Source organism: Leifsonia sp. NPDC056665 (assembly GCF_042791795.1).
GTDB lineage: Bacteria > Actinomycetota > Actinomycetes > Actinomycetales > Microbacteriaceae > Leifsonia.
On the sequence record NZ_JBHTXK010000004.1, the window covers coordinates 103,784 to 129,704 of the forward strand.

Here is a 25,921-nt window from a genome sequence, read left to right on the forward strand (position 1 = left end):
CGGGCTCAGGGGCCGTAGGCCGTCAGGAAGCGGTCGCGGAAGGCGTCCATCCGCCAGACCGGCGCGCTCGGCGACGGCAGCAGCCCGGGCTGCCACCCCCACGACGCGATCCGCTGGGTGACGCCCGGGTCCTTCGCGATGATGCTGATCGGGACGTCGTGGTTCGCCCCCGGCCCGCTGACGATCGTCGCCGGCTGGTGGTCGCCGAGCACCACGAGCACCAGGTTCGGGTCGTCGAACGTGGTCAGGAACGAGGTCAGCGCGCCCATCGTGTACTCGATCGACTGGCCGTACACCTGCTGCACATGGTGCGGGTCCTGCCAGACGACGCTCGGCGGGAGGCCCTCCGCCGGCTGCGGGTCGTAGACCGAGCCGTCGCCGAGCTGGTCCCAGGGCAGCAGCTTCGGCAGCGGCGTCCACGGCGTGTGCGACGAGACCAGGTCGATCTCCGCCATCAGCGGCTGGTGCGGCCCGGCGAGCTCGTGCTGCTGGAAGTACGCCAGGCTGTACTGGTCGGGCACCTGCGCATAGCTGAAGCTCGGGCCCCGGTATCCGACGTTCGTCGCGTTGAGCTCCTGCTCGTAGTGGTAGAAGGAGGTCCCGACCGGCCAGGGCTTCGAGTCGGAGGGGACGTCGCTGAGGGTCCGCCAGCCGGCCTTGCGGAAGGCGGCGCTGAGCGTGAAGCGGGTGCCGGAGGTGACCTGGTCGTAGCGCTGCTGGGAGTCCACCCACAGACCGCTCTGCAGCGTGGAGTGCGCGAGCCAGCTGATCCCGCCGAACGTGGACGAGGCCAGGAAGGCGCTCCGCTCGGAGTAGCCGTGCGCGGCGAGGGCGGCGTTCCCGCTGCGGAGGACGGCGTCCACCCCCGGAGAGAAGGAGGTGCCCTGCACGGCGACCTGCCCATAGCTCTCCACGAACACGATGACGACGTCCTTGCCCTTCAGCCCGGTGAGCAGGTCGGAGGCGGGCAGTCCCGCGTACGGGTCGCTGGACGCCGCACGGTTGAAGACGGCCTGGTCGCGGGCGGCGACCTGCACCTGGTTCACCGTGGACGCCGCGGCCGAGAGCCCGTCCGCCGCCGCGACGGGCTCGTCGGGCACGAACTGCACGCCGACCAGCGCAAGGACCAGCCAGCCGGCGGTGACCGCGGACGCCGCGATCAGGCTCGGCCGACGCCGCGGGGTGAGGACGCGCGCCAGGCGCAGCAGCGACGCGGCGACCGCGGCGACGGCCGCGACCGCGAGCAGCGCGACGAGCGCCAGGAGGCCGATCGCCCCCGCCGTCCCGGTCGAGTCGCGGACCACGCCGTAGCCGTCCACCAGCTCCGACCAGCCCGACACCACGTCGAACGGCCGGCCGACCGTCGCCTCGAACACGCGGTCGAGCGCGGCCACGATCGTCGCGAGGACGAGCAGCAGGGCGACGAGGATCGCGAGCGTTCGGCGCGCCCACCGCCACGGGAGCAGGATGAGCACGGCCAGGGCGAGGACGCACTCCAAGGGGACGCGCACGAGGGCGAGCGCCGAGTCGGAGGAGACCAGGCCGGGGGCGAGGGAGACGAGGAAGAGGGTGACGGCGGCGAGGGTCGTGGGCACGACGCTCCAGACCCGGCGACCCCGACTCAGGCGGGTCACGGGAAGCCCCCGAACCGGTCGGACAGGGCGTAGCGGAGCAGCACGACATCCCCGATCGGGCGCGCCTCCACGAGCGCGGCTCGGCTGTCGCTCGTCCACGGGTACGCACCCTCGCCGACGAAGCGCGGCGCGTCCCTGTCCCCGACGAAGAACGGCGCCACCGCGAGGTGCAGCTCGTCGGCCAGCCCGTCCGCGAGGAACTGGGTCAGCGTCGTCCCGCCGCCCTCCACCATGAGGCGCCGCACGCCGCGCTCGCCGAGGTCGGCGAGCAGGTCGGTCATCCGCACGTCGTCGCCGAGCGGCACGACGGTGGCGGCCTCGCCGAGCCGGTCGGTGATCCGGCCGTGCTGCGCGCGCGGGCAGTAGACCAGCTTCATGGTCTCGCCGAGGGTGAAGAAGTTCGCGTCCGGGTCGAGGTCGCCCGTCGAGGTCACGGTCGCCTTCCACGGCGTGCGGCACTTGCCGGAGGCCTCCCGCCGGTCCTGGCGCTCGGCGCTGCGGACGAGCAGCCGCGGGTTGTCGCGGCGCACCGTGCGGGCGCCGACGAGGATGACGTCGTGCCGCGCGCGGACCTCGTCCACCCGGTCGAAGTCGGCGGCGTTGGAGAGCGCGAGCTTCGGCGGTCGCGCGGTGTCGAGGTAGCCGTCGAGGGAGATGGCGCAGCTCACGGTGACGTACGGTCGCTCGGTCATGCCCGCATCCTCCTCCGCTGCAGCACGGCCGCGGACTGCACGATCAGCGCAGCAGGGGCGAAGCACACGAACGCCAGCACGCCGTACAGGGTGGCCGCCGAGACGCCTGCTGCGGCGCCGAAGCCCGCCATCGCGAACGCCCACCCGGCCGCGCCCTCTCGCGGACCCCAGCCGCCGAGGTTGAACGGGATGGAGGCCGCGAGCAGCACCACCATGCCGAGTGCGAGCAGGCGCAGCGGCGGCACCTCAGCGCCGACGGCGACGGCCGCGATCGCGAAGGTGCCCAGATGGCACGCGCAGACGACCACGGACGCGACGACCGCCTTGACGCAGACCGTCACCGAGCCGAGGCCCTCCCTGACCTCCCGCCACTCGTGCGCCAGCGCCCGCCGGACGCGCCTGCTGGCGAATGCAGTGACCGCTCCGCCGACCACCACGGCCGTGAGGGCGACGCCGAGCACCGGCAGCAGGACGCCCTCGAACTCCATCCCGACGATGCCGAGGACGACGACGGCGAGCACGAGCTGCACTGCCTGGCCGAGCAGCCGCTCCAGCGCGACGGCCCGTGCCGCGGCGCCCATCCGGTCGGCGGTCCGGCCGTGATCGACCGCGCGCTGGACGTCGCCGACCACGCCGCCGGGCAGCACGGTGTTCACGAACTGCGAGCGGTAGTACGCCCCGATCGCCGTGGACCAGCGGATGCCGACGCCGAGCCGACCGGCGATCAGGCGCCAGCGCCACGCGGCCGCGACCGTGGCGATCGCGGTCAGGGCGAACGCGGCGATCACCGTGGGCCCGTCGAGGCTGAGGAGGCCGTGCAGGAAGGGGCCGGCGCCGACGCGGGCGACGATCGCGATCAGGATGGCAACGGGGACGAGCACGCGGAGCGTGATCCGGAGCCAGGGGCGGCTGAGGACGCGCCGGAGCCCGGGTGACGTCGCCGCCGGCGTCGCCTCCTCCACCGCTGCGTTCAGCCGGGCGGTCATCGCGGCCACGCCAGGACGTCGAGGTGGTACACGACGGCGGACAGCCCACCGCGTCGCTGCTGCTCGCGGCGCAGCTCCCGGTAACCGGCGGCCTGGTCGAGCAGCGCGCGGTCGCGGTCGACCTCCGCCTGCTCCACCGCCGCGTCGGCCCAGCCGTCGAACCACTCGCCGAGCAGCAGCGGGTCGCGACGGTCGAGCCGCCACGTCGTCAGCGCCGTGCGGACGTGCCAGCCCGCGCGCGTGAAGAGCCCGCGCACGATCGGCGCGCCGAACCTCCCGAGCAGGCGGCGGCCGCCGACCTCCCGGCGCTGGTGCTCGTTGAAGGCGCGGGCGACGAGGATGTCGCGCGGGTCCCAGGGCCGCAGCTCCACGTCCCCGGTCACGCTGAGCGCCAGGAACGCGGGAGCGCCGGTTGCGAGGCACGCGTCCACGATCGCGTGCGCCTCCCGCGCGGTCACGACGTCGAGGAGTGCGGAGGCCGTCACCAGGTCGGCGCCGTGGAGGTCGGCTGGCGCGAGCCGATCGAGCGGGGTGACCCGGGAGGCGACGGTGATCGGCCGGCCGGTGCGGTCGAGGGGAGGCTGCGCCTCGGTCGCGTGGGCGGTGAGGTCGGCGTTCCAGTCGTGCAGGACCCAGCTCTGCGGCCCGGGGAGCTGCGGCGCGAGCCAGCGCATCATCGAGCCGGTGCCGCTGCCGAGGTCGTGCACGGTGACCGGGCGGGCGCGTGCGACGTCGGCGCCGACGAGTGCCGCCGCCAGGCGCGCGAGCCGCCGCGATCGCGCGCGCCCGTCCTCCGCCTCGCGCAGCGCGAGCCAGTCGGCACTGACCTCCAGCATTCCGCTCACGACGGCACCGCCTCCGGGCGCAAACCCTCCACTGCGGCCTCCCGCAGTGCGGAGGCGACCACCGCGATGGTGTCCTCCCAGCGCCGGCCGGCCTCCCTGGCCTCCAACGCCGCCGCCTTGAGCGCGTCCCGCCGCGCCGCGCTCGCCCACCACTGCTGCAGCACGACGCGCAGCGCCCAGGCGTCGTCCGGCGGCACGATCATCGTGGCGTCCTCCCGAACGATCGCCTCGGGGATGCCGCCGATGCCGGTCGCGAGCACCGGGACGCCGTGCGCGAGCGCCTCGGCGACGGCCATTCCGTAGCTCTCGCTGCGCGACGGCAGCACGACGAGGTCGGCCTCCCCGTACGCCTCCGAGAGGGCGCGCGGGTCGAGGACGCCCGCGAACCGGATCCGCCCGGCGAGGCCGGCGGCGTCGATCACGGCGGTCAGCGCCGCGACGAAGTCCGGGTCGACCGTCAGCGAGCCGACCAGCGTGCAGGTCCAGTCGTCGCGGTCGGCGAAGCCGGCGAGGGCGCGCAGCAGGAGGTCCTGGCCCTTGTGCGGCGCGACAGCGGCGACGCACAGCAGGCGGCCGCCGCCCGCGGAGGCCGTCGTCGCGGGCGCCGGGTCGACGCCCGGGTGGGCGACCACGATCCGGTGCGGGTCGGCGGCGTCCTGTTCGAGGAGCTCGGAGCGGGTCCACGCGCTCGTCGCGACGATGCGGCGGACGGAGCGCAGGGCGGCGAGGTCGCTGTCGCCGAGCATCCCGTCGCCCGATCCCACCGGGGCCGCGACCATGTGCGCCAGCACCACGATCCGCAGCCGGGACCGGTGCGCGACGATCGCCTCCGGCTCGCGGGACACCAGCAGTCCGTCGACCAGCGCGAGCGCCCCCTCGGGCAGCGCGGCCAGCGCGCGACCCGTCCAGCCCGTGCCGCGGCCGGTGACCAGGAGCATGTGCACCGTCCAGCCCTCGGCGCGGAGGCCGTCGCGGACGCGCTGGTCGTAGCGGTTTCCGCCGCTCACCCGCCGCGGGTCGTCGATGGTCTCCGGAACCACGAAGTACACCTCGCTCATAGCGGCCTCGAGTAGCTCGCCCACGCGATGTGGGACTCGTGCAGGGTGACGGCGATGGAGGTCAGGCCGGTCGCGCGGCCGAGGGACCCGGCGGCCACGGCGTCGGCGAGCCGGTCGGCGATCGCCCGGCAGAGCGCCTCCGTGGTGGTGTTCATCCCGGCGAACGCGGGCTCGTCGTCCAGGTTGCGGTAGGTGAGCGAGCCGGTGATCTCCGCGAGCGCGGCCGTCGCCCGGCCGATGTCGACCACGACGCCGTCCTCGTCGAGCTCGTCCGCGCCGAAGCTCGCGTCCACGACGAAGGTCGCGCCGTGAAGTCGCTGCGCGGGCCCGAACGCCGCGCCGGTGAAGCTGTGGGCGACCATGAGGTGGTCGCGGACCGTGACCGTGAACGGCATCAGGCGTCCCTCCAATCGATGCTGTGGCAGAGCTCGGAGCCGGGGTCGGCCGCCAGTCGGGCGATGACCTCCGGCAGCTCGCGCCACGACGACGACCCGGTCAGGAGGGCGTCGAACGCGGGGTCGCGCAGCAGGTGGAGCGCGAGCGCCAGGCGGTCGGCGTGGCTGCGGCGGTCGCGGCGGCGGGGCGACACCTCGCCGACCTGGCTCGACCGGAGGGTGACCCGTCGGGAGTGGAAGTCCTCCCCGAGCATCAGCGTCACCGGCCGGTCGCCGAACCAGCTCGCCTCGATCACCTCGCCGTCCGCGACGACGGTCTCGAGCGCGAGGCGCAGGCCGGCCTCCGAACCGCTGGTGTGGATGACGAGGTCGCGGTCGTGCGGGGCGGAGTCCGGCTCGGCGAAGTCCACGCCCAGCCGCTCCGCGACCTCCCGGCGCGACGGGTCGACGTCGACCAGCGTGACCTCCACGCCCGGGATGCCGTTCGCCAGCCGCGCGACGCAGCAGCCGATCATCCCGGCGCCGATCACCGCGATCCGGTCGCCGATCAGCGGCGCGGCATCCCACAGTACGTTGACCGCCGTCTCCACCGCCCCCGCGAGCACAGCCCGCTCGGCGGGCACGCCCTCCGGCACCGGGAACACCGCAGCGGGCGGGACGACGAAGGCCGACTGGTGCGGGAACAGGGAGAACACGGTGCGCCCGGCCAGCTCGGGAGGCCCCTGCTCGACCACGCCAACGTTGAGGTAGCCGTACTTGACCGGCCCGGGGAAGTCGCCCTCCTGGAACGGCGCCCGCATCCGATTGCGCTGGCTCTGCGGCACCCGCCCGGCGAACACGGTCGCCTCGGTGCCGCGGCTCACCCCCGTGCGCAGCGTGCGGACGAGCACCTCCCCGTCGCGGGGCTCCCGCAGCGGCTCGGACCGCAGGGCGCCGACGCCGGGCTCCACGATCCAGAAGGCGGTGGCTTCCCGCATGTCCAGCTCCTCTCGCGGTGGTCGCTCGGTGGGGCGGACCCCTGTGAACCATCCGTGCACACGCTGCGTGTTAAGGCAAGATGCGGCAGCGCACGGTGCCGTTCCCCAAAGACACGAGGCTCATGTGAAAAGGGTTCAACTCGCAGCGGTCGGCTGGGCCGGCGCGGGCGTCGCGCTCGTCCTGCTGATCGGGCTGCTCGCGGTCGAGTGGTGGATGACGCCGCTGCCCGCGTCGGGCTGGGCGGCGGCCGCCGCCTACCTCCTGGTGTCGAACGTGCTGCTGGTCCGCGGCCTCCAGCGCCGCCGCACGGAACGCTTCGGCCCCGCCAACATCGTCACCTCGATGCGCTCGACGCTGGTCGGGCTGATCACGGGACTGGTGGTGGCGTCGTTCAGCGGGGCTGCGCCGGTCCCGTTGCTGGTCGGCCTGGTCATCCCGGCCCTCGCGCTCGACGCGGTCGACGGCTGGGTGGCGCGGCGCACCGGGAGCACGAGCGAGCTGGGCGCCCGGTTCGACATGGAGGTGGACGCGTTCCTGCTGCTGGTGCTGAGCGTCTACGTGGCTCCGTTGCTCGGGGTCTGGGTGCTCGCGATCGGGGTGCTGCGGTACGCGTTCGTGGTGGCGGGATGGCTGCTGCCGTGGATGCGGGCGACGCTGCCGTACCGCTACTGGCGGAAGGTGGTGACCGCGTACGCGGGGGTGGCGCTCGCGGTGGCGTGCACGGGGGTGCTGCCCGCGCTCTCCACGGTGCTGGTCGCGGGGGCGCTGGTGCTGCTGGGGGAGTCGTTCGGGCGGGATGTCGTGTGGCTGGTGCGGGAGAGAGTGCAGGAGCGGAGCACGGTGCCGTTGGGGCGGTGACTCGTTCGCGGCCATTTCTACGAAACAGGGGTGGCCATTTCTACGAAACAGGGGTGGCCATTTCTACGAAACAGGGCTGGCCATTTCTACGAAACAGGAGTGGCCATTTCTACGATCGGCACGCGACAAAACCGACAATCCGCTGATAACGTAAGCGTCATGGCGCTGATCGACAGGAACGTCTTCACCTTCGCTGACTCCATTGCCGGGGCCTTTCCGGCACTCGTCATCCAGGGTGCGCGTCAGGTCGGCAAGAGCACTCTTGCGGGCCAACTCGCTCGTGGCAGGGATGCGCAGATCCTCACGCTCGATGACGAGCAGACCCGGACTGCAGCGGTCGAAGACCCGACCGGTTTCGTCGAACAGAATCCTCACGGCCTGCTCGTGATCGACGAGATCCAGCGTCACCCCGAGCTCACGCTCGCGGTCAAAGCGTCGATCGACCGCAATCGGCGCCCTGGTCGATTCATCTTGACCGGTTCCAGCGACCTTCTCCGCTCAAGACGCGCGACAGACAGTCTCGCGGGGCGCGCGATATCCGTCTCGCTGCGATCGTTCTCGCAAGGGGAACTCCGCGGAACGAGGGAGGATTTCGTCCGCGCCGCTCTCGGCGGCGCACTCAAGGCGACTGTGACATCGGAGGTGACTCGCAATGATTACGCACGAATGATCGCGTCTGGCGGTTATCCGGACGCGCACGACCGGACCGCCCGGCTTCGCAGCATCTGGCTCGACGGTTACATCGATCGCCTCGTCCGTCGCGATGCTCGCGAGCTCATCAACATCGCCGACCCGCAGCGGTTGAAGAGCCTGCTCCGCCTTATCGCGGCGAACCAGTCCGGCGAGCTGGTCAAAGCGCGATTCGCTCAGGACGCCGCTATCCCTCCTACCTCGATCACGGCCTATCTCGACACGCTGGAGATGCTGTTCCTCGTGGATCTCCTCCAGCCCTGGTCGCCCAATCTCACCTCTCGCGAGACGGGACGAGCGAAGGCGACGATCTCGGACTCCGGTCTCGCCGCACGGCTGTCACGCGTGACCGAGGGCCAACTCACGCCAGTCGATGGGACTGCGAACCACATCGGCGCCCTCATGGAGGGGTTCGTCGTCGGTGAGCTGTTGAAACAGCAGACCTGGTCCGACGAAGAGTTCGAGCTCTTCCACTATCGGACGAAGAGCGGGGTCGAAGTCGACATCGTGATCGAGTTGGCCGACGGCAGCGTGCTGGCCATCGAGGTCAAGTCCGGGAGCACCTTCAAGACCGATCATTTCGGAGGACTGCGCTATCTGCGCGACAGGCTCGGAGATCGATTCATCGCAGGGATCGTTCTCAACACGGGTCGTACGGGATACCGCTATTCCGACCGGCTCTGGGGTCTTCCCGTCGCTTCGTTGTGGGAGCTCCCGGTTCCTACGATGGAGAAGTGACCACTCCCTCAAACGACGTCCCGACCTCCGCCCGCCCGCGCGTCCTCTCGCTCGGCGGCCCCAGCCTCGTCATCGAGTTCGGTGGCGGCCGCTTCGCCGTCGACCCGACCTTCGATCGGGCGGGTGAGTATCCGATCGGCTCCCGGGTGCTGACCAAGACCGCGGACGCGCGCCTCCAGCCCGGCGACCTGGGGCGCATCGACGCGGTGCTGCTCTCGCACGACCAGCACCCGGACAACCTCGACGGCGGGGGTCGCGCGTATCTGCGGAAGGCGGCCCTCGTCGTGACCACACCCCTCGCAGCCTCACGCCTCGACGCGGCGTGCCGCGGGCTCGAACCGTGGGAGTCCGTCGTGATCGGCGGGGTCACCGTCACCGCCGTCCCCGCCCGGCACGGGCCGGAGGGGACCGAGGCCGCCACCGGTCCCGTGACCGGGTTCGTCCTGGAGGCGGTGGACTCGCCCACGGTCTACGTCTCCGGCGACAACGCCTCGCTCGACCTCGTGGCGGACATCGCCGAGCGCTTCCCGGCGATCGAGCTCGCGGTCCTGTTCGCGGGGGCGGCGCGGACCCCGCTGGTCGACGGCTTCCTCACGCTCACGAGCGCGGAGGCCGCGGAAGCGGCACGGATTCTGGGGCGGCCACGCGTACTCCCCGCGCACACCGAGGGCTGGGCGCACTTCACCGAGGACACCGACGCCTTCGTGTCCGCCTTCGCTGCGGCCGGGCTCGGCGACCTGCTCCTCGACAGCACGCCAGGGACCCGGGTGTCGCTCTGACCGGCGTCATCTAGGCTGGCCCTCGCACCCACCCCTCCCCGAAAGGCTCCACCATGCCGAACCCCATCGGACGGGCGCTGCGCGATCGGCGTGCAGGCCGCGACAAGGTCGTCTGGCTGCGGGACGGGTTGCAGGCTCCCGAGTCGTTCGTGCTGACCAGCCCGGCCTTCGCCGACGGGGCGCCCATCCCCGCGCAGTATCGCGGGCGCCTGTTCGGGCAGGACCTGTCCCCAGCGCTCGAGTGGACGGCGCCGCCCGTCGCCGCAGAGGAGCTGGTGCTCATCGTGGAGGATCCGGACGCGCCGCGCGCCGAGCCCGCGCTCCACACGATCGCGCGGGGCATCGACCCGTCGCTCGGCGCGCTGCCGGAGGGCGGCCTGGCGCGGAAGGGCGCAGCGCCCGGGATCGCCTACGGCCGGGGGTCGCTCGGCTCCCGCGGCTGGCACGGGCCGATGCCGGTGCCGTCGCACGGGCCGCACGCCTACGTCTTCCAGCTCTTCGCGGTGGATCGCCGGCTCGACCTCCCCGCCTCGTTCGGGCTGGAGGACGTCGTGCGCGCGATGAGCGGTCACGTCATCGCCCGCGCCCGGCTGGACGGCACGTACGAGAACCCGTAAACACGCGAACGCGAACGCCCCCGCCCGCGAGGGGCAGGGGCGTCCGCGCTTCGACGGCTACTGGTCGTCGTGGTTGGTCGAGCCTGGAGCGATTCCCGGCACGTCGTTCGGACCGTAGATCTTCGCATCACCCGGGTAGGGCGACGTCCAGTGCTTGGTCTGGTACCAGGTGTAGCGGTTCATCAGCAGCGGGTTGTCGTAGTCCGGGATGGCCGGGTGGCCCGCCGTTCCTGTGAAGTGCTGCTTCCCCGACCACTTCTGCCACTCGGCCGCGACCGACTTCTCGGACGCGGGCACGGCGGTGTCCTTCTCTGCTTGGGCGTTCACCGCGGCGGCCGCGGCTCCGGTCTGGCCGAGGGTGTCGTAGCCGCAGGCGGGCTTGGTCGCCACGCCCTCGGTCAGCGGGATCTGGTTGGGGACCGCGGTGTACGGCGTCAGGTCCGGCTTGTTGCTGAACGCGTCCACCATCGGGGTCGCCGCGGCGATCTTCTGGTTCAGCGGCTGGGCGCCGAGGATCTGCTCGATCGTGCGCACCATGCTGATCTGCGAGTAGTAGGTGCTCACCGTCTTGCCGTGCGCGGCATACGGGCTGATGACCTGGATGGGCGCACGGTGGCCGTCGACGTGGTCGGCCGAGTCCTGGCTGTCGTCCTCCGCCACGAAGATCGCGGAGTCCTTCCAGTACGGCGAGTGCGAGATCTCGTCGACGATCTTGCCCAGGGCGAGGTCGTTGTCGGCGACCATCGCCTTCGGGTCGGCGGTGCCTCCGGTGTGGTCGCTCGAGAGCCACACCATGTTGAAGTTGGACGGCCCGTTCTTCTCGAAGTCCTGCTTCCAGGTCTCGTACCGGTAGATGTCGGGCACCGCGAGGTCGAACGGCGCCGCGTTCGGGTCGGAGATCGCGTTCAGCGACGGGATGACAGAGCCCGCGTTCCACTTGATGGACGGGTCGAAGAGCTGCGCGGACGAACCGCCGCCCATGACGCTCGTGGCGGCGCAGTAGTACTGCTGCCAGGTCGCGCCGGCCGGCTTGCCCTCGCCGTACTCGAACTCGCCGAAGTTCTTCGCGCTCTTCCCGGCGGACTGCACCGAGTTCCAGAGGAAGCCGCTGCGCTGGTGGCCCAGCACATCCTCCTCCGTGTCGTAGGAGCGGGTGTACTCACCGGCACTGGTCTGGGTGTAGGCGGTGTTGTCGCCCTGCATGAGCCAGTTGTGGCCCTCGGCCGAGTTCGTCCCGATGTCGTACGTGTTGTCGTACAGGCCGAACTGGGAGGCGAGGGCGTGCTGGTTCGGCGTCACCGTCTGGCCGAACTGGGTCAGCGACGGGTCGCCGTTGCCCTGCTTCATGTCGCCGTAGAGCTGGTCGTAGCCGCGGTTCTCCTTGACGACGAGGAACACGTGCTTGATCGCCGACGGGTCTCCCAGGCGTTTCGGGATGGCCACCGACGCGTTGTCGCTCTGGTCGCCCTGCGCCTGCTTGAGGGAGTTCTCGGTCCAGCCGTTCTGGGCGAACACCTGAGCGGTCGCCTTGCGGATCGCCTGGTCGCTCGGCAGCGCGAACTTGGTGAGCGACGCCGTGGTCGAGTGCGTGCCGTGCCCGGTCACCACCGCGACGCCCGCACCCTTGTTGACGGTGATCCCCGGCCCCCGCGCGTCGATCCCGCGCGTGTTCGTGACGACGATCGAGCCGTTCACCGCCGCGACGTTCTCGGGGTAGTAGTCGGTCGGCAGGAGGCCGATGAGGCTCGCGGGGTCGCGCGGGTCGGCGGGGTTGACCTTGTAGACGGCGATCGCGTTGGCATTGCCGAGGGACACCAGCAGGTGGTCGCCCTGCAGGGTGACGGCGGTCGGCTGGTAGCCGGTCTTGGACGACGCCCACGGCTGGGTCGCGATCGTCTGGACGACGGCCCCGGAGCGCGTGTCAATCACCGAGACCGTGTCGCTGTTCGTGTTGGCGACGTACAGCGTCGTGCCGCTGAGGTGCATCGCGGTCGGGTGGAGCTGGACCGGGATGGAGGCGACCGCAGCCGACGGGTTCGCCGTGTCGATGACGCTGACCGTGCCGGTCGTCGACGTGCCGAGGGTGGTGTCGGCGGGCACCTGCGTGCCGTACGACCCCATCGTGGTCTCGCCGGGGAGGGCGTAGCGGCCGCCCTCGTTGGAGACGTAGAGCGTGCTCCCGGCGAACGTCAGCTGACGCGGGGCGATGCCGACCGCGACGGTCTGCTTGACGGTGCCGGTGGCGGGGTCGAGCGCGACGACCGTGTTCTGGCCGTTGACCGCGGCGTAGAGGGTCGAGCCGTCCGGCGAGAAGGTCATCCCGGCGGTCAGCGCCTCCTGGCCCGCGGCGGAGTTCGGGATGGGGATCGTGGTGCCGGCGCCGAGCGACCCGTCCGCGTTGAACGGGTACCGCACGATGCCCGTCGCGACCGGCGCGAACAGGAACTTCCCGTCCGGCGAGAACACCGGGCCCTCCTGGCCGACCGTGCCGTCCGAGATCTTGAGGTACTTCATCGAGCCGTAGCCGGCGTTCGTGGCCGCGGTCGCGAACGAGGTCGCCGAGAGCGTGCCCGCCGCCGCGACCGGCTTGTAGCCATTGAGGTCGAAGACCTGGAGGTCGACGGAGCGGTCGGCGCTGGTGCCGACGAGGAAGCGGCCGTCGGGGCTGACGGTCGACCCCATGAGCTTGCCGAACGGCGTCATCAGGCGCGTTCCGGCCGGCCGGAGCGTCTGGTCGGACGAGATCTGCTCGCCGCCGGCGTAGTTCACGCCGACCTGCTGGTTCCCGAAGGCGAGGGTGGAGGCGGTGGCGATGCCGCCGCCGAGGACGACGAGCGCGCAGGTCGCCGCTGTGACCGCGAGGACGCGCTGCCGCGGCGTGAGGGAGGAGAAACGGCGCCTGCCGGATTTCTGGCGCCGGGGGGTGTTGCGAGGCATGGGACGAGGCCTTTCCCGAGAGTGGATGAGGTGAGAAGGCGAGAGACCTCATAGCGAGGTCACAGACAAGACACTGGTGTGCCCCTCGTCGGGGGGTCAACCAAACGGTTCATGAATGCGGGGTGACGGCGGACGCGCGGGGTCGGGCGTGTCGGCGGCGGCATCCCAGGCGGCGGGCGCGAGGCGCAGGTGAACGCCGGGTGGGCGGTGGGCGCGTCGTCTGTCAGGACTCTCAGCTGCCCGCGCCGCCCCCGGCGGTGGGACGATGGCGGCATGGACAATCTGGAGACCGCCGAGGACGCCATCCGCCGAGCGCGCGCGAGTCTCGCGAAGGCCGCGACGGCGGGAGGCGCTGCCCCCGCCGCCTGGGCCGAGTCGCTGCGGCTCGCGCTCGACGCGATCGAGAGCGCCGTCGCCGAGCTCAGCGAGCTGCGCGATCCGCCGCTGGAGAGCTCAGGGGAGACCGGGCCGGACGCCTCTTATATCCGCTGACGCCTCCTGCATCCGCTGAGCGGACGCGGGTTCATCCGCCGAGCGCGGCGACGACCGTCTGCGCGTCGCCCCAGTACTGCGCGTAGTAGCCGGGGTCCGCATTGACCTGCACCGCGTGCGCGGCCTCCGTGGGCGTCATCGACTGCCAGCCGGGGAGGCGGGCCAGCTTGCGGAAGAAGTTCGTCGCCGCCGTGTACGGGTCCATCCGGTCGGCGAGGGTGCCCCACGCGCCGTTGTCCCGCTGCTGGAAGAGCCCGCGGCTGTCGGGGCCCGCCGCGTCGCCGTAGTCGAGGTTGCGGAGGCCGGACTCGCCGATCGCGGTCATGACCCCGATGGTCTCGCCGTACTGCCCGACGCCCTGGTCGCGCGCGGCCTGGAGGATCGTCGCGGCCATCGCGAGCTCCGGCGCGCAGTATCCGGCGACCGGTCCCTTCGGCACCGCGCGGCCGGCCACCGTGGTCGCTGTGGCGTCGGCGCACGGCGCGGGCAGGGCGGCGACGATCGCGGGCGCTGACACGAGCCGGGAGGCCGCGAACAGACCGCCGGCGACGATGAGGGTGGCCACGAGGAGGGCGACGACCGCCTTGCGCATCCCGCTCCTCCCGTCCGCTCGGCTCGCGCGGACGTCCCACGCGGACCACCACCCTAGGAGCGCGCGCTTTGCGCCCCCTGAGCGCCTCCTGACCAACCTCTGGACGCTTCGCGCGCCTGGCGAATCCGTTCTCCCTCTTGCGCTCGGCGGCCCCAAGGCATTCCATCCGAGGAGAGGCGTCGGACGACAGGAAGGGCACCATCATGTCGAGCACCATCACCTCCGGCGGTATCGACGTCCGCACGCTGGCCGGCGCGCTCGCCGACCGGGTCGACGGGGAGGTGCGCTTCGACGACGGCAGCCGCGCCGCCTACTCGACCGACGCCTCCAACTACCGGCAGGTGCCGATCGGCGTCGTCATCCCGCGCACCGTGGAGGCCGCGGTGGAGGCCATCGCCGTCTGCCGCGAGTTCGCCGCCCCCGTCTTCAGCCGCGGCGGCGGCACGAGCCTCGCGGGCGAGTGCACCAACCACGGCGTGGTCATCGACTGGAGCAAGTACTGCAACCGGGTGCTCTCCCTCGACGCAGACGCGCGCGTGGCCGTGGTCGAGCCCGGCATCGTGCTCGACGACCTCAACGCGCTGCTGGCCCCGCACGGCCTCCAGTTCGGCCCGAAGCCGGCGACGCACTCGCACTGCACGCTCGGCGGCATGATCGGCAACAACTCGTGCGGCTCCAGTGCGCAGGCCTACGGCAAGACGGACGACAACGTGCGCCGGCTGGAGGTGCTGACCTACGAGGGAGACCGGTTCTGGGCGGGGCCGACCCCCACGGCTGAATTCGAGCGCATCCAGCTCGAAGGCGGCCGGGTCGCCGAGCTCTACACAGCGATGCGCGACCTCGCCGAGGAGGACGGCGACCTGATCCGCGAGCGCTACCCGCGGATCCCGCGCCGGGTCTCCGGCTACAACCTCGACTCGTTGCTGCCGGAGGCGGGCTTCGACGTGGGCCGGGCGCTGGTCGGCTCGGAGTCCACCCTGGTCACGGTGCTGCACGCCGAGCTCGACCTGGTGCCGCTGCCGCCGGCGCGCACCTTCCTGGTGCTCGGCTTCCCGAGCATCGAGGACGCCGCCGACGCCGCCCCGACGATCGCCGGGCACGACCCGCTGACCATCGAGGGCATCGACAGCGTGCTGGTGAACGATCAGAAGACCAAACGGCAGAACGTGGAGGCGCTGCAGCTGCTCCCCGAGGGCGGCGGCTGGCTGGTGTGCGAGTTCGGCGGCGACAGCAAGGAGGAGTCCGACGCGAAGGCGCAGCGGACGGTCGCAGCGCTGCGCGAGCGGGACGTCGTGCCCGATGACCGGCTCTTCGACGATCCCGCGCACCAGAAGGAGATCCTGGAGGTGCGCGAGGCCGGCCTCGGCGCCACCGCGTGGATGCCCGGCCGGCCCGACACCTGGGAGGGCTGGGAGGACGCCGCCGTCCCGCCGGAGCGGCTGGGCGACTACCTGCGCGACTTCGGCGGCCTCCTCCACGAGTTCGGCTACGAGAACGTCTCCCGCTACGGCCACTTCGGGCAGGGCTGCGTGCACTGCCGCATCCCGTTCGACCTGGTCACCGAGGAAGGGATCGCGCACTACCGCGCGTTCATCGGTCGCGGCGCCGAGCTGGTCGCGCAGTACGGCGGGTCGCTCTCCGGCGAGCACGGCGACGGGCAGGCGCGCGGTGCACTGCTGCCGATCATGTTCGGCGAGGAGGTCGTCCGGCTATTCGAGCGGTTCAAGGCGCTCTTCGACCCGCACGACCGGATGAACCCGGGCAAGGTCGTGCACCCCTACCTGCCCACCGAGAACCTCCGGCTCGGCGCCGGCTACGGCCCGAAGGTCGACGTGGAGCTGCACTTCTCGTACCCGAAGGACCGCGGGCAGTTCGACCGCGCCGCGCTGCGCTGCGTGGGCGTCGGCAACTGCCGCAGCCACAGCGGCAACGTCATGTGCCCGTCGTTCCGCGCCACGAACGAGGAGGAGCACTCCACCCGCGGCCGGTCGCGGCTGCTCTTCGAGATGCTGGAGGGGCAGTACCGGGAGAGCCCGATCGCCGACGGCTGGCGCTCCACGGAGGTGAAGGACGCGCTCGACCTGTGCCTGTCGTGCAAGGGCTGCAAGACCGACTGCCCGGTGAACGTCGACATGGCGACCTACAAGGCCGAGTTCCTGTCGCACCACTACGCGGGGAGGCTGCGCCCGGCCGCCCACTACACGATGGGCTGGCTGCCGGTCTGGGCGCGGCTGGCGAGCGTCGCGCCGTCCCTCGTGAACCGGCTCGCCCGCCTCCCGGGCGTGGCGCGCGTCGCGAAGCGCCTCGGCGGCGTGGAGCCCGACCGTCCGGTGCCGCTGTTCGCGCCGCAGCGCTTCACCGACTGGTTCGCCGCGCGGCCGCCAGCGCCTCCCGCGCCGCTCGGCGACGTGCTGATCTGGCCGGACACCTTCACCGACAACTTCCACCCGTCGATCGGGCGCGCGGCGGTCGCCGTGCTGGAGGACGCCGGCTACCGCGTCGTCCTGCCGCCGGGGCACCTCTGCTGCGGGCTGACCTGGATCTCGACCGGTCAGCTCGCGACGGCCGGGAGGATGCTCGCGCACACGGCGGCGGCGCTCACCGGGGCGCTGGGCGACGACATCCCGCTGGTCGGGCTGGAGCCGAGCTGCCTGGCGGTGTTCCGCTCCGACGCGCCGGAGCTGCTCCCGGACGACCCGAACGTCGCCGTCGTCGCCGAGCGGGCGACCTCCTTCGCCGAGCTACTGCAGCGGACGCCCGAGTGGTCGCCCCCGCACGTCGGCGGCAGCGCGGTCGTGCAGCCGCACTGCCACCAGCACGCGGTCGGCGGCTTCGGGGCGGACCAGGCCATCCTCGACGCGGCCGGCATCGAGACCACCACCGTGGAGGGCTGCTGCGGCCTGGCGGGCAACTTCGGCTTCGAGGCGGGCCACCTCGACGTGTCGGCGGCGGCCGCGGAGCACGCGCTGCTGCCGGCCCTCCGGGAGGCGGACGCCGACACGCTCGTGATCGCCGACGGCTTCAGCTGCCGCACGCAGGTGGAGCAGCTCGCCGACACGCTCGGCCCGGGTCAGCGGCCGCTGCATCTCGCCGAGGTGCTCGCGCTGCAGCTCGGCGCGCGCCGGGGCGTTCCCGTGCGCGTCGACCGTCCGGGCCGCGCCGCCGAGCGCATCCGGCCAGCCGCGGTCGAGCGCGCGCTCTCCTCCGACCGGGTGCGGCAGCGCTCGTGAGCAGTGGCCGGCCGCCCCCACGCCGAGGCCGGAGCGGGGACGAGGTCCCGAAACGCTCGTCCCCGCCGCTTGGTCACCCCGGCACCGCCAGTGATATCGGGGAGGTCGGCGTTATGCGCAAGTGTGATCCGATACACGCAGAAAGTCGATGCCTGACCCGCGGGTTCGCTAACCCCTCTGCCGAAGGGCACGTAAATGCCCCTAAAAGTGCCGCGGGTTTTAGGGGCGTTTACGTGCCCCTCGACAGAGGACTGCTGCGGACGGCGGTACGGGGCGGCATGATGGGCGCATGAATGTGCGTCCTCCCGCCGTGGTCGTGTGCGGCCTCCGCAAGTCGTACGGCTCCTTCGAGGCCCTGCGCGGCGTCGACTTCGAGATCGCCGACGGGGAGACGTTCGCGCTGCTCGGGCCGAACGGCGCCGGCAAGAGCACGACCATCGAGATCCTGGAGGGCTACCGCGACCGGTCGGGCGGAGAGGCGAGTGTGCTCGGGGCCGATCCAGGCAAGGCCGGCACCGCGTGGAAGGCGCGGCTCGGGATCGTGTTGCAGTCCGGGGCCGAGGCCGCGAACGTGACCGTGCGCGAGCAGCTCACGCAATTCGCGCGCTACTACCCGCACAGCCGCGACGTCGAGGAGGTCATCGCCGCCGTCGGGCTGGAGGAGAAGGCGAAGGTCCGCATCCGCAACCTGTCCGGAGGTCAGCGCCGGCGGCTGGATGTCGCGCTCGGCGTCATCGGGCGCCCAGAACTGCTCTTCCTCGACGAGCCGACGACCGGGTTCGACCCGGAGGCCCGGCGGCAGTTCTGGGAGCTGGTGCGCACGCTGAAACGGGAGGGCACCACCATCCTGCTCACCACCCACTACCTGGATGAGGCCGCGCAGCTCAGCGACCGGGCCGCCGTGATCGCGCACGGCGCGCTGCTCGACATCGGCGCGGTGGATGCGATCGGCGGGTCGGCGGCGAAGATCCCGATCGTCCGCTGGCGGGACTCCACCGGTGCGCCGCACGAAGAGCGCACCGACGCACCGGGCGCGCTGGTCGCCCGCCTCGCAGCGGAGGCCGGCGGGGAGCCCCGCGACCTGGAGGTCATCCGCCCGAGCCTGGAGGACATCTACCTCGCTCTGGTGCGCGAGGCGGACGAGCGGGCCGGTACGACCACCGGCCAGGAGGTGGCCGCATGACCTCGGTCGCGCTGGGCTGGTCCCGGATCCGCTACGAGGTGGTCGTGTACTTCCGCCAGGCGGACACCATCTTCTTCACCTTCCTGTTCCCGGTGGTCATGCTCGGGATCTTCTCGGTCGCGTTCCAGGGCCTCGGCAAGGTCGGCGCCGCCCCCGACGGCAGCGGTGGCATCACGCAGGCCGCCTACTACCTGCCCGGGATGATCGCCGCCGGCATCCTCCTCAGCGGCGTGCAGAACCTCGCCGTCGACATCGCCGTGGAGAAGAGCGACGGGACGCTGAAGCGCCTGGGCGGCACCCCGCTGCCGGTCGTCTCGTATTTCCTGGGCAAGATGGGCCAGGTCATCGCGACGAGCATCCTGCAGATCGCGTTGCTGCTGCTCGTCGCCCGGGTGCTGTTCGGGGTGGCACTTCCGACGGACCCGCAAGCGTGGTTGCGGTTCGCGTGGATCTACGTGCTCGGGATCGTCACCTCGGCCGTGCTGGGGATCGCGCTCTCGGCGGTGCCGCGCACGGGCAAGAGCGCGACGGCGGTCATCATCCCGATCGTGCTGGTGCTGCAGTTCATCTCCGGCGTCTACCTGGCCTTCAACCTGCTGCCGACCTGGCTGCAGAACATCGCCAGCCTGTTCCCGCTCAAGTGGATCGCGCAGGGCATGCGGAGCGTGTTCCTCCCGGCGAGCTTCGAGGCCGCCGAGCCGAGCGGGAGCTGGCAGCTCGGCTGGATCGCGGTGGTGCTGCTGATCTGGCTGGTGGCGGGGCTGGTCGCGTGCCGGCTGTCCTTCCGGTGGATCCGGAAGGACGGTCAGTGACGCTGCCTCACGCGATCGGCGTGTCCGGGTCGTGCCCCCACTCCGCCCACGAGCCGTCGTACACCCGCGCGTTCGCGTGCCCGAGCAGGTAGCGCAGAGCGAACCACTCCGCAGAGCCGCGGTTGCCGATCGTGCAGTAGGTGATGACGTCCGCGCCGGGGTCGACCGCGGCGAACATGCCCGCCAGGGTGTCGCGGTCGCGGAACCGGCCGCGCTCGTCGAACACGCCGGACGCGTCCACGTTCACCGCCGACGGGATGCGGCCCGCGCGACCTCCGGGCTCCGGTGTCCCGGACGGCCAGAAGCGCTCGCCGGTGTACTCGGCGGCGCTCCGGGCGTCCACGATCGTGCTCCCTGCGCGGCGGATCGCCGCGCGCACGTCGGCGGCGGTGGCCCGGATCGCGCCGTCCGGTTCGGGCAGCGGATAGCGGGAGGGCGCCACGTCCGGCGTCCCGGTCGTCCAGGGCCGGCCGGCCTCCTGCCAGACCGCGCGGGAGGTGTCGAGGATGCGCACCTCCGCGTGCCGGTAGAGCTTCATCAGCCAGAACCCGAGCGACGGCGCGTACCCGTAGAAGACGACGGTCGTCTCCGGGGTGATGCCGGACCGCTCGAAGAGGGCGCGGATCGCATCATCGGCGACCGGCCGGTAGTCCGGGCCCTTGAGGTCGGCGTACGGGTTCCAGAGCACGGCGCCGGGGAGGTGGCCCGACATGTAGGCGGTGGCGTTCACGTCCACCTCGATGACGCGGACGCTGGGGTCCGCGAGGTGGGATTCGAGCCAGTCCGGCCGAACAAGAGGGACGGGGTCGAGAGGAGCGTCGGCGCGCACGTCGCGCTCGGCTCGGGTAGTGGTGGTGGAGCTCATGGTGGCCTCCTTGCGGCTCACTCCAACTGGATCCAGCCGAGCAGGTCCTCCCGCGCGACTGCCTGGAAGAGGGCAGGATGGTCGGACTGCATGTGGGCGCTGATGTCGTCGACGACCTCTGCGTCCGTCTCGCCGCGGGCGATGTAGCCGCATTCGCACCGGATGATCCTGGTCATCTCGTCCTCCCTCATAGTTCTACGCACGGCCCGTTGGCAGAATGTTGGCATGACGTTGGCGTCCGGTGGGGTCCGGGTTCAGCTCTGCGGGACATTGCACCTCGAAGTGGCCGCTGAGCGGCTGGAGGACGGCCTCCCCGGCCGCCAGGGACGGCTGCTGTTCGCGTACCTCGTGCTCAACCGGCACCGCCCGTGCACCCGCGACGAGCTGGCCGAGGCGGTCTGGCCCGGCGCGGTCGCCGTCCACGGCGCCGGACTGAACCCGCTGGTGTCCAAGCTGAGGCGGCTGCTCGGCGCCGACGCGCTGGAGGGGCGGTCGGCGCTGCGGCTGGAGCTGGGCGACGACGCCCACGTCGACGTGGAGTGGGCGGAGCAGGCCGTCCACCGCGCCGAGTCGCAGGTCGCCCTCGGGCACTGGGCGGCGGCCTGGGGTCCCGCGATCGGCGCGATGCTGGTGGCCCAGCGGGAGTTCCTGCCCGGCGAGGACGCCGGCTGGATCGAGGAGGAGCGTCGCGCGCTCGCCGACATCCTCGTGCGCGCGCTGGACGCCTACGCGGTCGCGACCCTGGAGATGGGCGGCACCGAGCTCCCCGCTGCCGTGCGCGCGGGGCGCCGGCTGGTGTCGGTCGCACCGCTGCGGGAGACCGGCTACCAGGTGCTCATGCGGGCGCTGCAGCTGCAGGGCGATGTCGGCGCAGCGGTCGCGGTGTACGGCGAGCTGCGCGCGCTGCTGCGCGACGAGCTCGGCGTCTCCCCGAGCCAAGCGACGCAACACCTCTACACCTCGCTGCTGGAACCGCCGAGGGGCACGTAAACGCCCTTAAAACTGCGTTTTAGGGGCGCTTACGTGCCCCTCGACGTCAGGCGACGCCCTTGGCGAGCATGCTTTCGGCGGCAGCGACCACTGCCTGCTGCCACGGGCGCGGCTCGAACCCGAGCACGCGCCGCGCCTTCTCGGTCGACACCTTCTTGCGGTAGCCGAGCTCTGCCGACATCGACCGCATCCCCGGGTTCGCCTCTGCCGCGGCGCGCACGGCGGCGTCGGGAAGCAGCGCCGTCGCCAGGGGCACCCGGATCGCGCGCTCGCCGAGCTCGTCCCGCAGCACAGCGCCGACCTTCGCGAGCGGCACCGCGTCCTCCTGTGACGCGAGCAGGAAGCGCTCGCCCGGCGCGCCCTCCGCGGTGATCGCGGCGATGTGGGCGGCGGCGACGTCCCGCACGTCCACGAACGGGACGGCGAAGTCCGGATACGCGGGCAGCTCGCCCGTGAGCACGCGCCGCACCAGGTGGTTCGCACCCGAGAGGCCCGTGCCGATCAGCGGCCCGACGACCGCGACCGGGAGCATCGTGACCAGCTCGGTGGAGCCGCCGTCGAGCAGCTCCCACGCCGCGCGCTCGGCGAGGACCTTGCTGCGCCCGTAAGCGTCCATCCCCGGGCCGTCGAGCGGCGACCAGTCGGCCTCCGTGAACGCGCGGTCGAGGGGCGGATGACCGAACCCGACCGCGTGGAAGGCCGAGGTGAGCACGACGCGCGGCACTCCGGCGTCCCTGGCGGCGCGCAGCACCCGCAGGGTGCCCTCCCGCGCCGGCACGATCACGTCGTCCTCGTCGTCGACCGGCCCGAGGTGGACGGGGGAGGCGACGTGCAGCACCGCGTCGACGCCGTCGACCGCCTCGGCCCAGCCGGCGTCGTCCAGGAGGTCGGCCGCGACGAAGCGCAGCGCGTCCCCGTTCGTCATCCCCGCCTCGGCCAGTGCGGCGCGCGCGGCGTCCTCGCGATCGAGCGAGCGGATGGTGGCGCGGACCTCGTGACCGCTGCCCAGGAGCTGGAGGATGATGTGCCCGGCGATGAAGCCGGAGCCGCCGGTGACGAGGATGCGTTGGTCTGCCATGCTCGGTCCTTTCGGTTGGTCGGGTGCTGACCGTTCGATGGTTCCCCCGCCGGCCCGAAGCATCCAGCCCCCTGTCCACACTGGTAGTGCGAGGGACACCCTGCCCGGCGCGTCTCCGCGTAGCGTTGACCGCATGAACGTCGAGGCGGAGGGGCAGGGCAACCTGTTGGGCGAGTTCCTGCGCGCCCGCCGCGAGCTGGTCTCGCCCGAGAGCCTCGGCATCCCCGTGCTCGGCACGCGCCGGGTCGCCGGCCTCCGCCGCGAGGAGGTCGCGATGCTCGCCGGCATCAGCGCCGAGTACTACCTGCGGCTGGAGCAGGGCCGCGACCGCAACCCGTCCGGGCAGGTGCTGCGCTCGATCGCGCGCGTGCTGCAACTGGACGAGGAGGCCACCGCGTACCTGCTCGGGTTGCCGGACAGCGACCGGGCGCCGCGCCGGCCGCGCCGCCCGCGGGCCGAGACGCTACCCGAGAGCCTGGCAGCACTCGTGCCGCAGCTTCCGTTCCCGGCGTTCGTGGAGGGCCGCTACCTCGACGTGTTGGCTGCCAACGCCCTCGCCTCCGCGCTCTCGCCTCGGCTGGTCCCTGGCCGCAACCGGATGCGCGACGTGTTCCTCGACCCGGCCGAGCAGGCGCTCTTCCCCGACTGGGAGGCCGCCTCGGCTGTGCTGATCGCGGGCTTCCGGCGCTCGGTCGGCGCGGACGCCGACGACGCGCGCGTGGTCGAGCTGGTCGGCGAGCTGTCGATCGCGAGTCCGGTGTTCCGGAGGCTGTGGAGCCGGCACGACGTGCGCGAGCGGCAGGGCGCGACCTTCGCATTCCAGCATCCCCAGGTCGGGTCGCTCACGGTGCACCGCGAGAAGCTGCAGGTCACCGGCACCGACGGGATCGTGCTCGTGCTGTACCACGCCGCCACGGACGCCGACGCCGAGAAGCTGCGCCTGCTCGGCGCTCTGGCCGACACGGCGGAGCTGACCGTGGCCGAGCACTCGAGCTTGTAAGGTGGAGTGATCCACGGGGGATTCGCCTATCGGGGCGACTTGTCTGGTTCGATTTCCAGAGTCCTCCACCACGCCGTCCACGCACGCACCCCCGTTGGTCTAGAGCCTCTCGGGGTCTGGCGCTCTCGCGCCGAAAGCGTTGAGATGGACCATGACGAACCTGACCCTGATCCAGCGCTCGCCGGATCCGGAGGACGTCGGCGCCTCCCGTGACCGGCGGCCCACCCTGGCCGAGCGGTTCCGGGCGATGGGACGCAGCCGCATCGGCGCGCTCCTCCTGCTGCTCGCGACGCTCATCGCCATCGTCTGGGCGAACATCTCCTTCACCGGCTACGAGCACTTCTGGGAGACGCACCTCACGCTCGGGCTGGGCGACCTCCACCTCGACTTCACCCTCCACGCCCTCGTCAACGACGCGCTCATGGCGATCTTCTTCTTCACCGTGGGGCTGGAGGTGCGGCGCGAGTTCGCGATCGGCGAGCTCACGAGCTGGTCGCGCGCCGTCGTCCCCGTGGTCGCGGCGATCTTCGGGCTCGCGGTGCCCGCGGGCATCTTCGTGCTGTTCGCGATGGGGACGGGGCACGCCAACGCGTGGGGCGTCGTGATCTCGACCGACACGGCGTTCCTGGTCGGCGGCCTCGCCCTGATCGGTCCTCGCGCGGTCGGCCGCCTGCGGGTGTTCCTGCTCGCGCTCGCCGTGGTGGACGACATCGGCGCGCTGAGCATCATCGCGCTGGTCTACACCAAGGACTTCAACCCCGTGCCGCTGATCGTCGCAGCGGTCGGGCTGGTCGGTGTGTACTTCACGCGGTACCTCCGCGGCGGCCGCGGACCGGTCTACGGGACGCTCGCCGTGATCGTCTGGCTGGCGTTCCTCGCCTCCGGCGTGCACCCGACGCTGGCCGGCGTCGCGATCGCGCTGCTGATCCCGGTGTACCGGCCGAACCGGCGGGACGTGGAGCACGCGCTCGACCTGGCGAGGACGTTCCGCCAGTCGCCGAACACCGAGTACGCGCGGGCTGCGGCGAACAGCCTCCGGGAGTCCATCTCCATCAACGAGCGGCTGCAGTCGGCGTGGTCGCCGTACGTGGCGTACGTGGTGCTCCCGCTGTTCGCGCTCGCCAACGCGGGCGTGCGGCTGAACGGCGACATCCTGGTCGGCGCCGCGGTCTCCCCGTTGGCGTGGGGCGTGGTGGCCGGGCTCGTGGTCGGCAAGTTCGTGGGCGTGTTCGGCTCGACCGTGCTGCTGCGGGCGCTGCGCATCGGAGAGTTCGGCCCGGGCCTCACCGTGGACCGGCTGGCCGGCGGCGCCGCCCTGTGCGGCATCGGCTTCACCATCTCGCTGTTCATCGTGGACCTCGCCATCCCGGAGGAGGCCGCCCAGAACGCCGCCAGGGTCGGGGTCCTGGCGGCGACGGTGATCGCATTCGCCGTCGCGACGATCGTGTTCCGCCTCTCCGACGCGCGCCGGCCCAAGGAGGAGATGGGGCTCACGCTCGTGCGCCCCGTCGACCCGAAGCGCGACCACATCTTCGGCGACCCGGACGCGCCGTTCACGATCGTGGAGTACGGCGACTTCCAGTGCGGCTTCTGCCTCAAGGCGACCGGGTCGGTGGAGGAGGTGCGGCGGGAGCTCGGCGACAACCTGCGCTACGTCTGGCGGCACGCCCCGCTGACGCGGTTCCATCCCAACGCGCTCGCCGCGGCCGAGGCGTCGGAAGCCGCCGCCAGGCAGGGAAAGTTCTTCCCGTTCGAGCGCAGCCTCTTCGCCGACCAGGAGCACCAGCTCCCATCGGACATCATGCGCCGCGCCGAGGAGCTCGGTCTGGACCTGGCGCGGTTCGAGGCCGACCTGGGTTCGCCCGAGGTCACGGCGCGGGTCAGGGACGACATGCTCGACGCGGAGGCGATGGACATCACCGCCGTGCCGACCTTCTTCATCAACGGTCGCCGCCACATGGGCCCGTACGACGCTCAGTCGCTCATCCGGGCCCTGCAGGCGAGCGTCGGAGCGCCCTGAGGCGCAGATGGACGACGGCTCAGGCGACCACCGCGCTCGGCACGGCGAGCTCCCCGGTCAGGTACTGCGACCTCCCGAAGCCGAACGACCAGTCCTCCGGACCGTTCTCGACGTAGCCGATGAAGACGTCCTCCCCGGCGATGCCGACCTCCGCGAGCCGCCGTGCGATCTCGGCGAACAGGCTCTGATTGGCCTCGGTCGCGCGGCCGCGCTGCGTGAAGATCTGGATGACGACCACGCCGTCGCTGCGCTCGAAGCCCAGCCCGGCGTCCTCCGCGATGATCGACCCGGCCGGGCGCTCGGTGACGATCTGGAACCGGTCGCGCCGGGGAATGCCGTACTCGCTCACGATGGCGTCGTGGACGGCGTCGGCGATGGCGCGGACGGCGGCAGCCGCGCGGCCTTCCTGGAGTTCGATGCGGACGAGGGGCATGGGGGCCTCCGATGGTCTC

Annotated in this window: 24 protein-coding genes; 11 read left to right on the plus strand and 13 right to left on the minus strand. The window is 72.0% G+C overall.

Annotated features, from left to right (window positions below; translation table 11 throughout):
* Positions 1–5: 5 nt before the first annotated feature.
* Genes ACFQ9V_RS06070 through ACFQ9V_RS06100 form a run of 7 tightly spaced genes read right to left on the minus strand, consistent with a single transcriptional unit; the run spans position 6 to position 6,587 of the window.
* A complete protein-coding gene (locus tag ACFQ9V_RS06070; protein ID WP_382458271.1) occupies positions 6–1,634 on the minus strand; it encodes a CDP-alcohol phosphatidyltransferase in 1,629 nt (542 codons plus the stop codon).
* Complete coding sequence (locus ACFQ9V_RS06075) at positions 1,631–2,326, minus strand: RibD family protein (RefSeq protein WP_382458272.1); 696 nt, start codon at positions 2,324–2,326, stop codon at positions 1,631–1,633. Before ACFQ9V_RS06075 ends, ACFQ9V_RS06070 begins: the two co-directional genes overlap by 4 nt.
* On the minus strand, positions 2,323–3,312 hold the full coding sequence (locus tag ACFQ9V_RS06080) for a lysylphosphatidylglycerol synthase transmembrane domain-containing protein (protein ID WP_382458425.1): 990 nt from the start codon (positions 3,310–3,312) through the stop codon (positions 2,323–2,325). Before ACFQ9V_RS06080 ends, ACFQ9V_RS06075 begins: the two co-directional genes overlap by 4 nt.
* Positions 3,309–4,157: an SAM-dependent methyltransferase gene (locus ACFQ9V_RS06085; protein ID WP_382458273.1), complete on the minus strand. Its 849-nt coding sequence runs from the start codon at positions 4,155–4,157 to the stop codon at positions 3,309–3,311. Before ACFQ9V_RS06085 ends, ACFQ9V_RS06080 begins: the two co-directional genes overlap by 4 nt.
* A complete protein-coding gene (locus ACFQ9V_RS06090) occupies positions 4,154–5,215 on the minus strand; it encodes a glycosyltransferase family 4 protein (protein ID WP_382458274.1) in 1,062 nt (353 codons plus the stop codon). Before ACFQ9V_RS06090 ends, ACFQ9V_RS06085 begins: the two co-directional genes overlap by 4 nt.
* Entirely contained in the window at positions 5,212–5,610 is a 399-nt protein-coding gene (locus tag ACFQ9V_RS06095; RefSeq protein WP_382458275.1) for a 6-pyruvoyl tetrahydropterin synthase family protein, read from the minus strand. The genes ACFQ9V_RS06090 and ACFQ9V_RS06095 overlap by 4 nt, the downstream gene beginning before the upstream one ends.
* Positions 5,610–6,587, minus strand: coding sequence for a zinc-binding alcohol dehydrogenase (locus ACFQ9V_RS06100; protein ID WP_382458276.1), 978 nt, complete (start codon positions 6,585–6,587; stop codon positions 5,610–5,612). Before ACFQ9V_RS06100 ends, ACFQ9V_RS06095 begins: the two co-directional genes overlap by 1 nt.
* Before the next feature lie 124 nt (positions 6,588–6,711).
* Between ACFQ9V_RS06100 and ACFQ9V_RS06105 the strand changes: the two genes are divergently transcribed.
* From ACFQ9V_RS06105 to ACFQ9V_RS06120, 4 genes are all read left to right on the plus strand, one after another.
* The gene (locus ACFQ9V_RS06105; RefSeq protein ID WP_382458277.1) at positions 6,712–7,446 is read left to right on the plus strand and encodes a CDP-alcohol phosphatidyltransferase family protein; all 735 of its coding nucleotides are present in this window, start codon (positions 6,712–6,714) and stop codon (positions 7,444–7,446) included.
* A gap of 159 nt (positions 7,447–7,605) precedes the next feature.
* Complete coding sequence (locus ACFQ9V_RS06110) at positions 7,606–8,874, plus strand: ATP-binding protein (protein ID WP_382458278.1); 1,269 nt, start codon at positions 7,606–7,608, stop codon at positions 8,872–8,874.
* Positions 8,871–9,653: an MBL fold metallo-hydrolase gene (locus tag ACFQ9V_RS06115; RefSeq protein WP_382458279.1), complete on the plus strand. Its 783-nt coding sequence runs from the start codon at positions 8,871–8,873 to the stop codon at positions 9,651–9,653. Before ACFQ9V_RS06110 ends, ACFQ9V_RS06115 begins: the two co-directional genes overlap by 4 nt.
* A 53-nt stretch (positions 9,654–9,706) precedes the next feature.
* Complete coding sequence (locus tag ACFQ9V_RS06120) at positions 9,707–10,270, plus strand: YbhB/YbcL family Raf kinase inhibitor-like protein (protein ID WP_382458280.1); 564 nt, start codon at positions 9,707–9,709, stop codon at positions 10,268–10,270.
* A gap of 57 nt (positions 10,271–10,327) precedes the next feature.
* On the opposite strand, the gene ACFQ9V_RS06125 is transcribed toward ACFQ9V_RS06120, so the two are convergent.
* Positions 10,328–13,207 carry an alkaline phosphatase family protein gene (locus ACFQ9V_RS06125; RefSeq protein WP_382458281.1) on the minus strand — a complete coding sequence of 960 codons (2,880 nt, stop codon included), beginning with the start codon at positions 13,205–13,207 and terminating at the stop codon, positions 10,328–10,330.
* 273 nt (positions 13,208–13,480) lie between these two features.
* Between ACFQ9V_RS06125 and ACFQ9V_RS06130 the strand changes: the two genes are divergently transcribed.
* A complete protein-coding gene (locus ACFQ9V_RS06130; protein WP_382458282.1) occupies positions 13,481–13,699 on the plus strand; it encodes a hypothetical protein in 219 nt (72 codons plus the stop codon).
* Positions 13,700–13,730: 31 nt separating this feature from the next.
* On the opposite strand, the gene ACFQ9V_RS06135 is transcribed toward ACFQ9V_RS06130, so the two are convergent.
* Positions 13,731–14,291, minus strand: coding sequence for a hypothetical protein (locus ACFQ9V_RS06135; protein WP_382458283.1), 561 nt, complete (start codon positions 14,289–14,291; stop codon positions 13,731–13,733).
* Positions 14,292–14,494: 203 nt separating this feature from the next.
* Between ACFQ9V_RS06135 and ACFQ9V_RS06140 the strand changes: the two genes are divergently transcribed.
* From ACFQ9V_RS06140 to ACFQ9V_RS06150, 3 genes are all read left to right on the plus strand, one after another.
* On the plus strand, positions 14,495–17,521 hold the full coding sequence (locus tag ACFQ9V_RS06140) for an FAD-binding and (Fe-S)-binding domain-containing protein (RefSeq protein WP_382458284.1): 3,027 nt from the start codon (positions 14,495–14,497) through the stop codon (positions 17,519–17,521).
* A 289-nt stretch (positions 17,522–17,810) separates the two neighbouring features.
* Positions 17,811–18,704: an ABC transporter ATP-binding protein gene (locus ACFQ9V_RS06145; protein WP_382458285.1), complete on the plus strand. Its 894-nt coding sequence runs from the start codon at positions 17,811–17,813 to the stop codon at positions 18,702–18,704.
* Positions 18,701–19,516 (plus strand): ABC transporter permease, encoded by an 816-nt coding sequence (locus ACFQ9V_RS06150; protein ID WP_382458286.1) that lies wholly within the window; start codon positions 18,701–18,703, stop codon positions 19,514–19,516. The genes ACFQ9V_RS06145 and ACFQ9V_RS06150 overlap by 4 nt, the downstream gene beginning before the upstream one ends.
* A gap of 7 nt (positions 19,517–19,523) precedes the next feature.
* Here the strand turns inward: ACFQ9V_RS06150 and ACFQ9V_RS06155 are convergent, their stop codons facing one another.
* Together ACFQ9V_RS06155 and ACFQ9V_RS06160 are read right to left on the minus strand one after the other, a co-directional pair.
* Positions 19,524–20,381 carry a sulfurtransferase gene (locus ACFQ9V_RS06155; protein WP_382458287.1) on the minus strand — a complete coding sequence of 286 codons (858 nt, stop codon included), beginning with the start codon at positions 20,379–20,381 and terminating at the stop codon, positions 19,524–19,526.
* A 17-nt stretch (positions 20,382–20,398) separates the two neighbouring features.
* On the minus strand, positions 20,399–20,557 hold the full coding sequence (locus ACFQ9V_RS06160) for a DUF1059 domain-containing protein (RefSeq protein ID WP_382458288.1): 159 nt from the start codon (positions 20,555–20,557) through the stop codon (positions 20,399–20,401).
* A gap of 49 nt (positions 20,558–20,606) precedes the next feature.
* Between ACFQ9V_RS06160 and ACFQ9V_RS06165 the strand changes: the two genes are divergently transcribed.
* Positions 20,607–21,371: a BTAD domain-containing putative transcriptional regulator gene (locus ACFQ9V_RS06165; RefSeq protein ID WP_382458289.1), complete on the plus strand. Its 765-nt coding sequence runs from the start codon at positions 20,607–20,609 to the stop codon at positions 21,369–21,371.
* A gap of 46 nt (positions 21,372–21,417) precedes the next feature.
* On the opposite strand, the gene ACFQ9V_RS06170 is transcribed toward ACFQ9V_RS06165, so the two are convergent.
* Positions 21,418–22,449 (minus strand): NAD-dependent epimerase/dehydratase family protein, encoded by a 1,032-nt coding sequence (locus ACFQ9V_RS06170; RefSeq protein WP_382458290.1) that lies wholly within the window; start codon positions 22,447–22,449, stop codon positions 21,418–21,420.
* A 133-nt stretch (positions 22,450–22,582) separates the two neighbouring features.
* Between ACFQ9V_RS06170 and ACFQ9V_RS06175 the strand changes: the two genes are divergently transcribed.
* Positions 22,583–23,449 carry a helix-turn-helix domain-containing protein gene (locus ACFQ9V_RS06175; RefSeq protein ID WP_382458291.1) on the plus strand — a complete coding sequence of 289 codons (867 nt, stop codon included), beginning with the start codon at positions 22,583–22,585 and terminating at the stop codon, positions 23,447–23,449.
* Positions 23,450–23,600: 151 nt separating this feature from the next.
* On the plus strand, positions 23,601–25,469 hold the full coding sequence (gene nhaA / locus ACFQ9V_RS06180; protein ID WP_382458292.1) for a Na+/H+ antiporter NhaA: 1,869 nt from the start codon (positions 23,601–23,603) through the stop codon (positions 25,467–25,469).
* Between the two features lie 19 nt (positions 25,470–25,488).
* Here nhaA and ACFQ9V_RS06185 read toward each other — a convergent pair whose 3' ends face one another.
* The gene (locus ACFQ9V_RS06185) at positions 25,489–25,902 is read right to left on the minus strand and encodes a tautomerase family protein (protein WP_382458293.1); all 414 of its coding nucleotides are present in this window, start codon (positions 25,900–25,902) and stop codon (positions 25,489–25,491) included.
* Positions 25,903–25,921 lie beyond the last annotated feature (19 nt).

Bases quoted from the DNA above. Each gene is read 5' to 3' on its own strand.
- ACFQ9V_RS06175 (WP_382458291.1), top strand. From the start codon at position 22,583: ATGAACGTCGAGGCGGAGGGGCAGGGCAACCTGTTGGGCGAGTTCCTG.
- ACFQ9V_RS06125 (WP_382458281.1), bottom strand. From the start codon at position 13,207: ATGCCTCGCAACACCCCCCGGCGCCAGAAATCCGGCAGGCGCCGTTTC.
- ACFQ9V_RS06160 (WP_382458288.1), bottom strand. From the start codon at position 20,557: ATGACCAGGATCATCCGGTGCGAATGCGGCTACATCGCCCGCGGCGAG.
- ACFQ9V_RS06185 (WP_382458293.1), bottom strand. From the start codon at position 25,902: ATGCCCCTCGTCCGCATCGAACTCCAGGAAGGCCGCGCGGCTGCCGCC.
- ACFQ9V_RS06155 (WP_382458287.1), bottom strand. From the start codon at position 20,381: ATGAGCTCCACCACCACTACCCGAGCCGAGCGCGACGTGCGCGCCGAC.
- ACFQ9V_RS06110 (WP_382458278.1), top strand. From the start codon at position 7,606: ATGGCGCTGATCGACAGGAACGTCTTCACCTTCGCTGACTCCATTGCC.
- ACFQ9V_RS06090 (WP_382458274.1), bottom strand. From the start codon at position 5,215: ATGAGCGAGGTGTACTTCGTGGTTCCGGAGACCATCGACGACCCGCGG.
- ACFQ9V_RS06165 (WP_382458289.1), top strand. From the start codon at position 20,607: ATGACGTTGGCGTCCGGTGGGGTCCGGGTTCAGCTCTGCGGGACATTG.
- ACFQ9V_RS06145 (WP_382458285.1), top strand. From the start codon at position 17,811: ATGAATGTGCGTCCTCCCGCCGTGGTCGTGTGCGGCCTCCGCAAGTCG.
- ACFQ9V_RS06095 (WP_382458275.1), bottom strand. From the start codon at position 5,610: ATGCCGTTCACGGTCACGGTCCGCGACCACCTCATGGTCGCCCACAGC.
- ACFQ9V_RS06120 (WP_382458280.1), top strand. From the start codon at position 9,707: ATGCCGAACCCCATCGGACGGGCGCTGCGCGATCGGCGTGCAGGCCGC.
- ACFQ9V_RS06130 (WP_382458282.1), top strand. From the start codon at position 13,481: ATGGACAATCTGGAGACCGCCGAGGACGCCATCCGCCGAGCGCGCGCG.
- ACFQ9V_RS06075 (WP_382458272.1), bottom strand. From the start codon at position 2,326: ATGACCGAGCGACCGTACGTCACCGTGAGCTGCGCCATCTCCCTCGAC.
- nhaA (WP_382458292.1), top strand. From the start codon at position 23,601: ATGACGAACCTGACCCTGATCCAGCGCTCGCCGGATCCGGAGGACGTC.
- ACFQ9V_RS06170 (WP_382458290.1), bottom strand. From the start codon at position 22,449: ATGGCAGACCAACGCATCCTCGTCACCGGCGGCTCCGGCTTCATCGCC.
- ACFQ9V_RS06150 (WP_382458286.1), top strand. From the start codon at position 18,701: ATGACCTCGGTCGCGCTGGGCTGGTCCCGGATCCGCTACGAGGTGGTC.
- ACFQ9V_RS06135 (WP_382458283.1), bottom strand. From the start codon at position 14,291: ATGCGCAAGGCGGTCGTCGCCCTCCTCGTGGCCACCCTCATCGTCGCC.
- ACFQ9V_RS06100 (WP_382458276.1), bottom strand. From the start codon at position 6,587: ATGCGGGAAGCCACCGCCTTCTGGATCGTGGAGCCCGGCGTCGGCGCC.
- ACFQ9V_RS06140 (WP_382458284.1), top strand. From the start codon at position 14,495: ATGTCGAGCACCATCACCTCCGGCGGTATCGACGTCCGCACGCTGGCC.
- ACFQ9V_RS06080 (WP_382458425.1), bottom strand. From the start codon at position 3,312: ATGACCGCCCGGCTGAACGCAGCGGTGGAGGAGGCGACGCCGGCGGCG.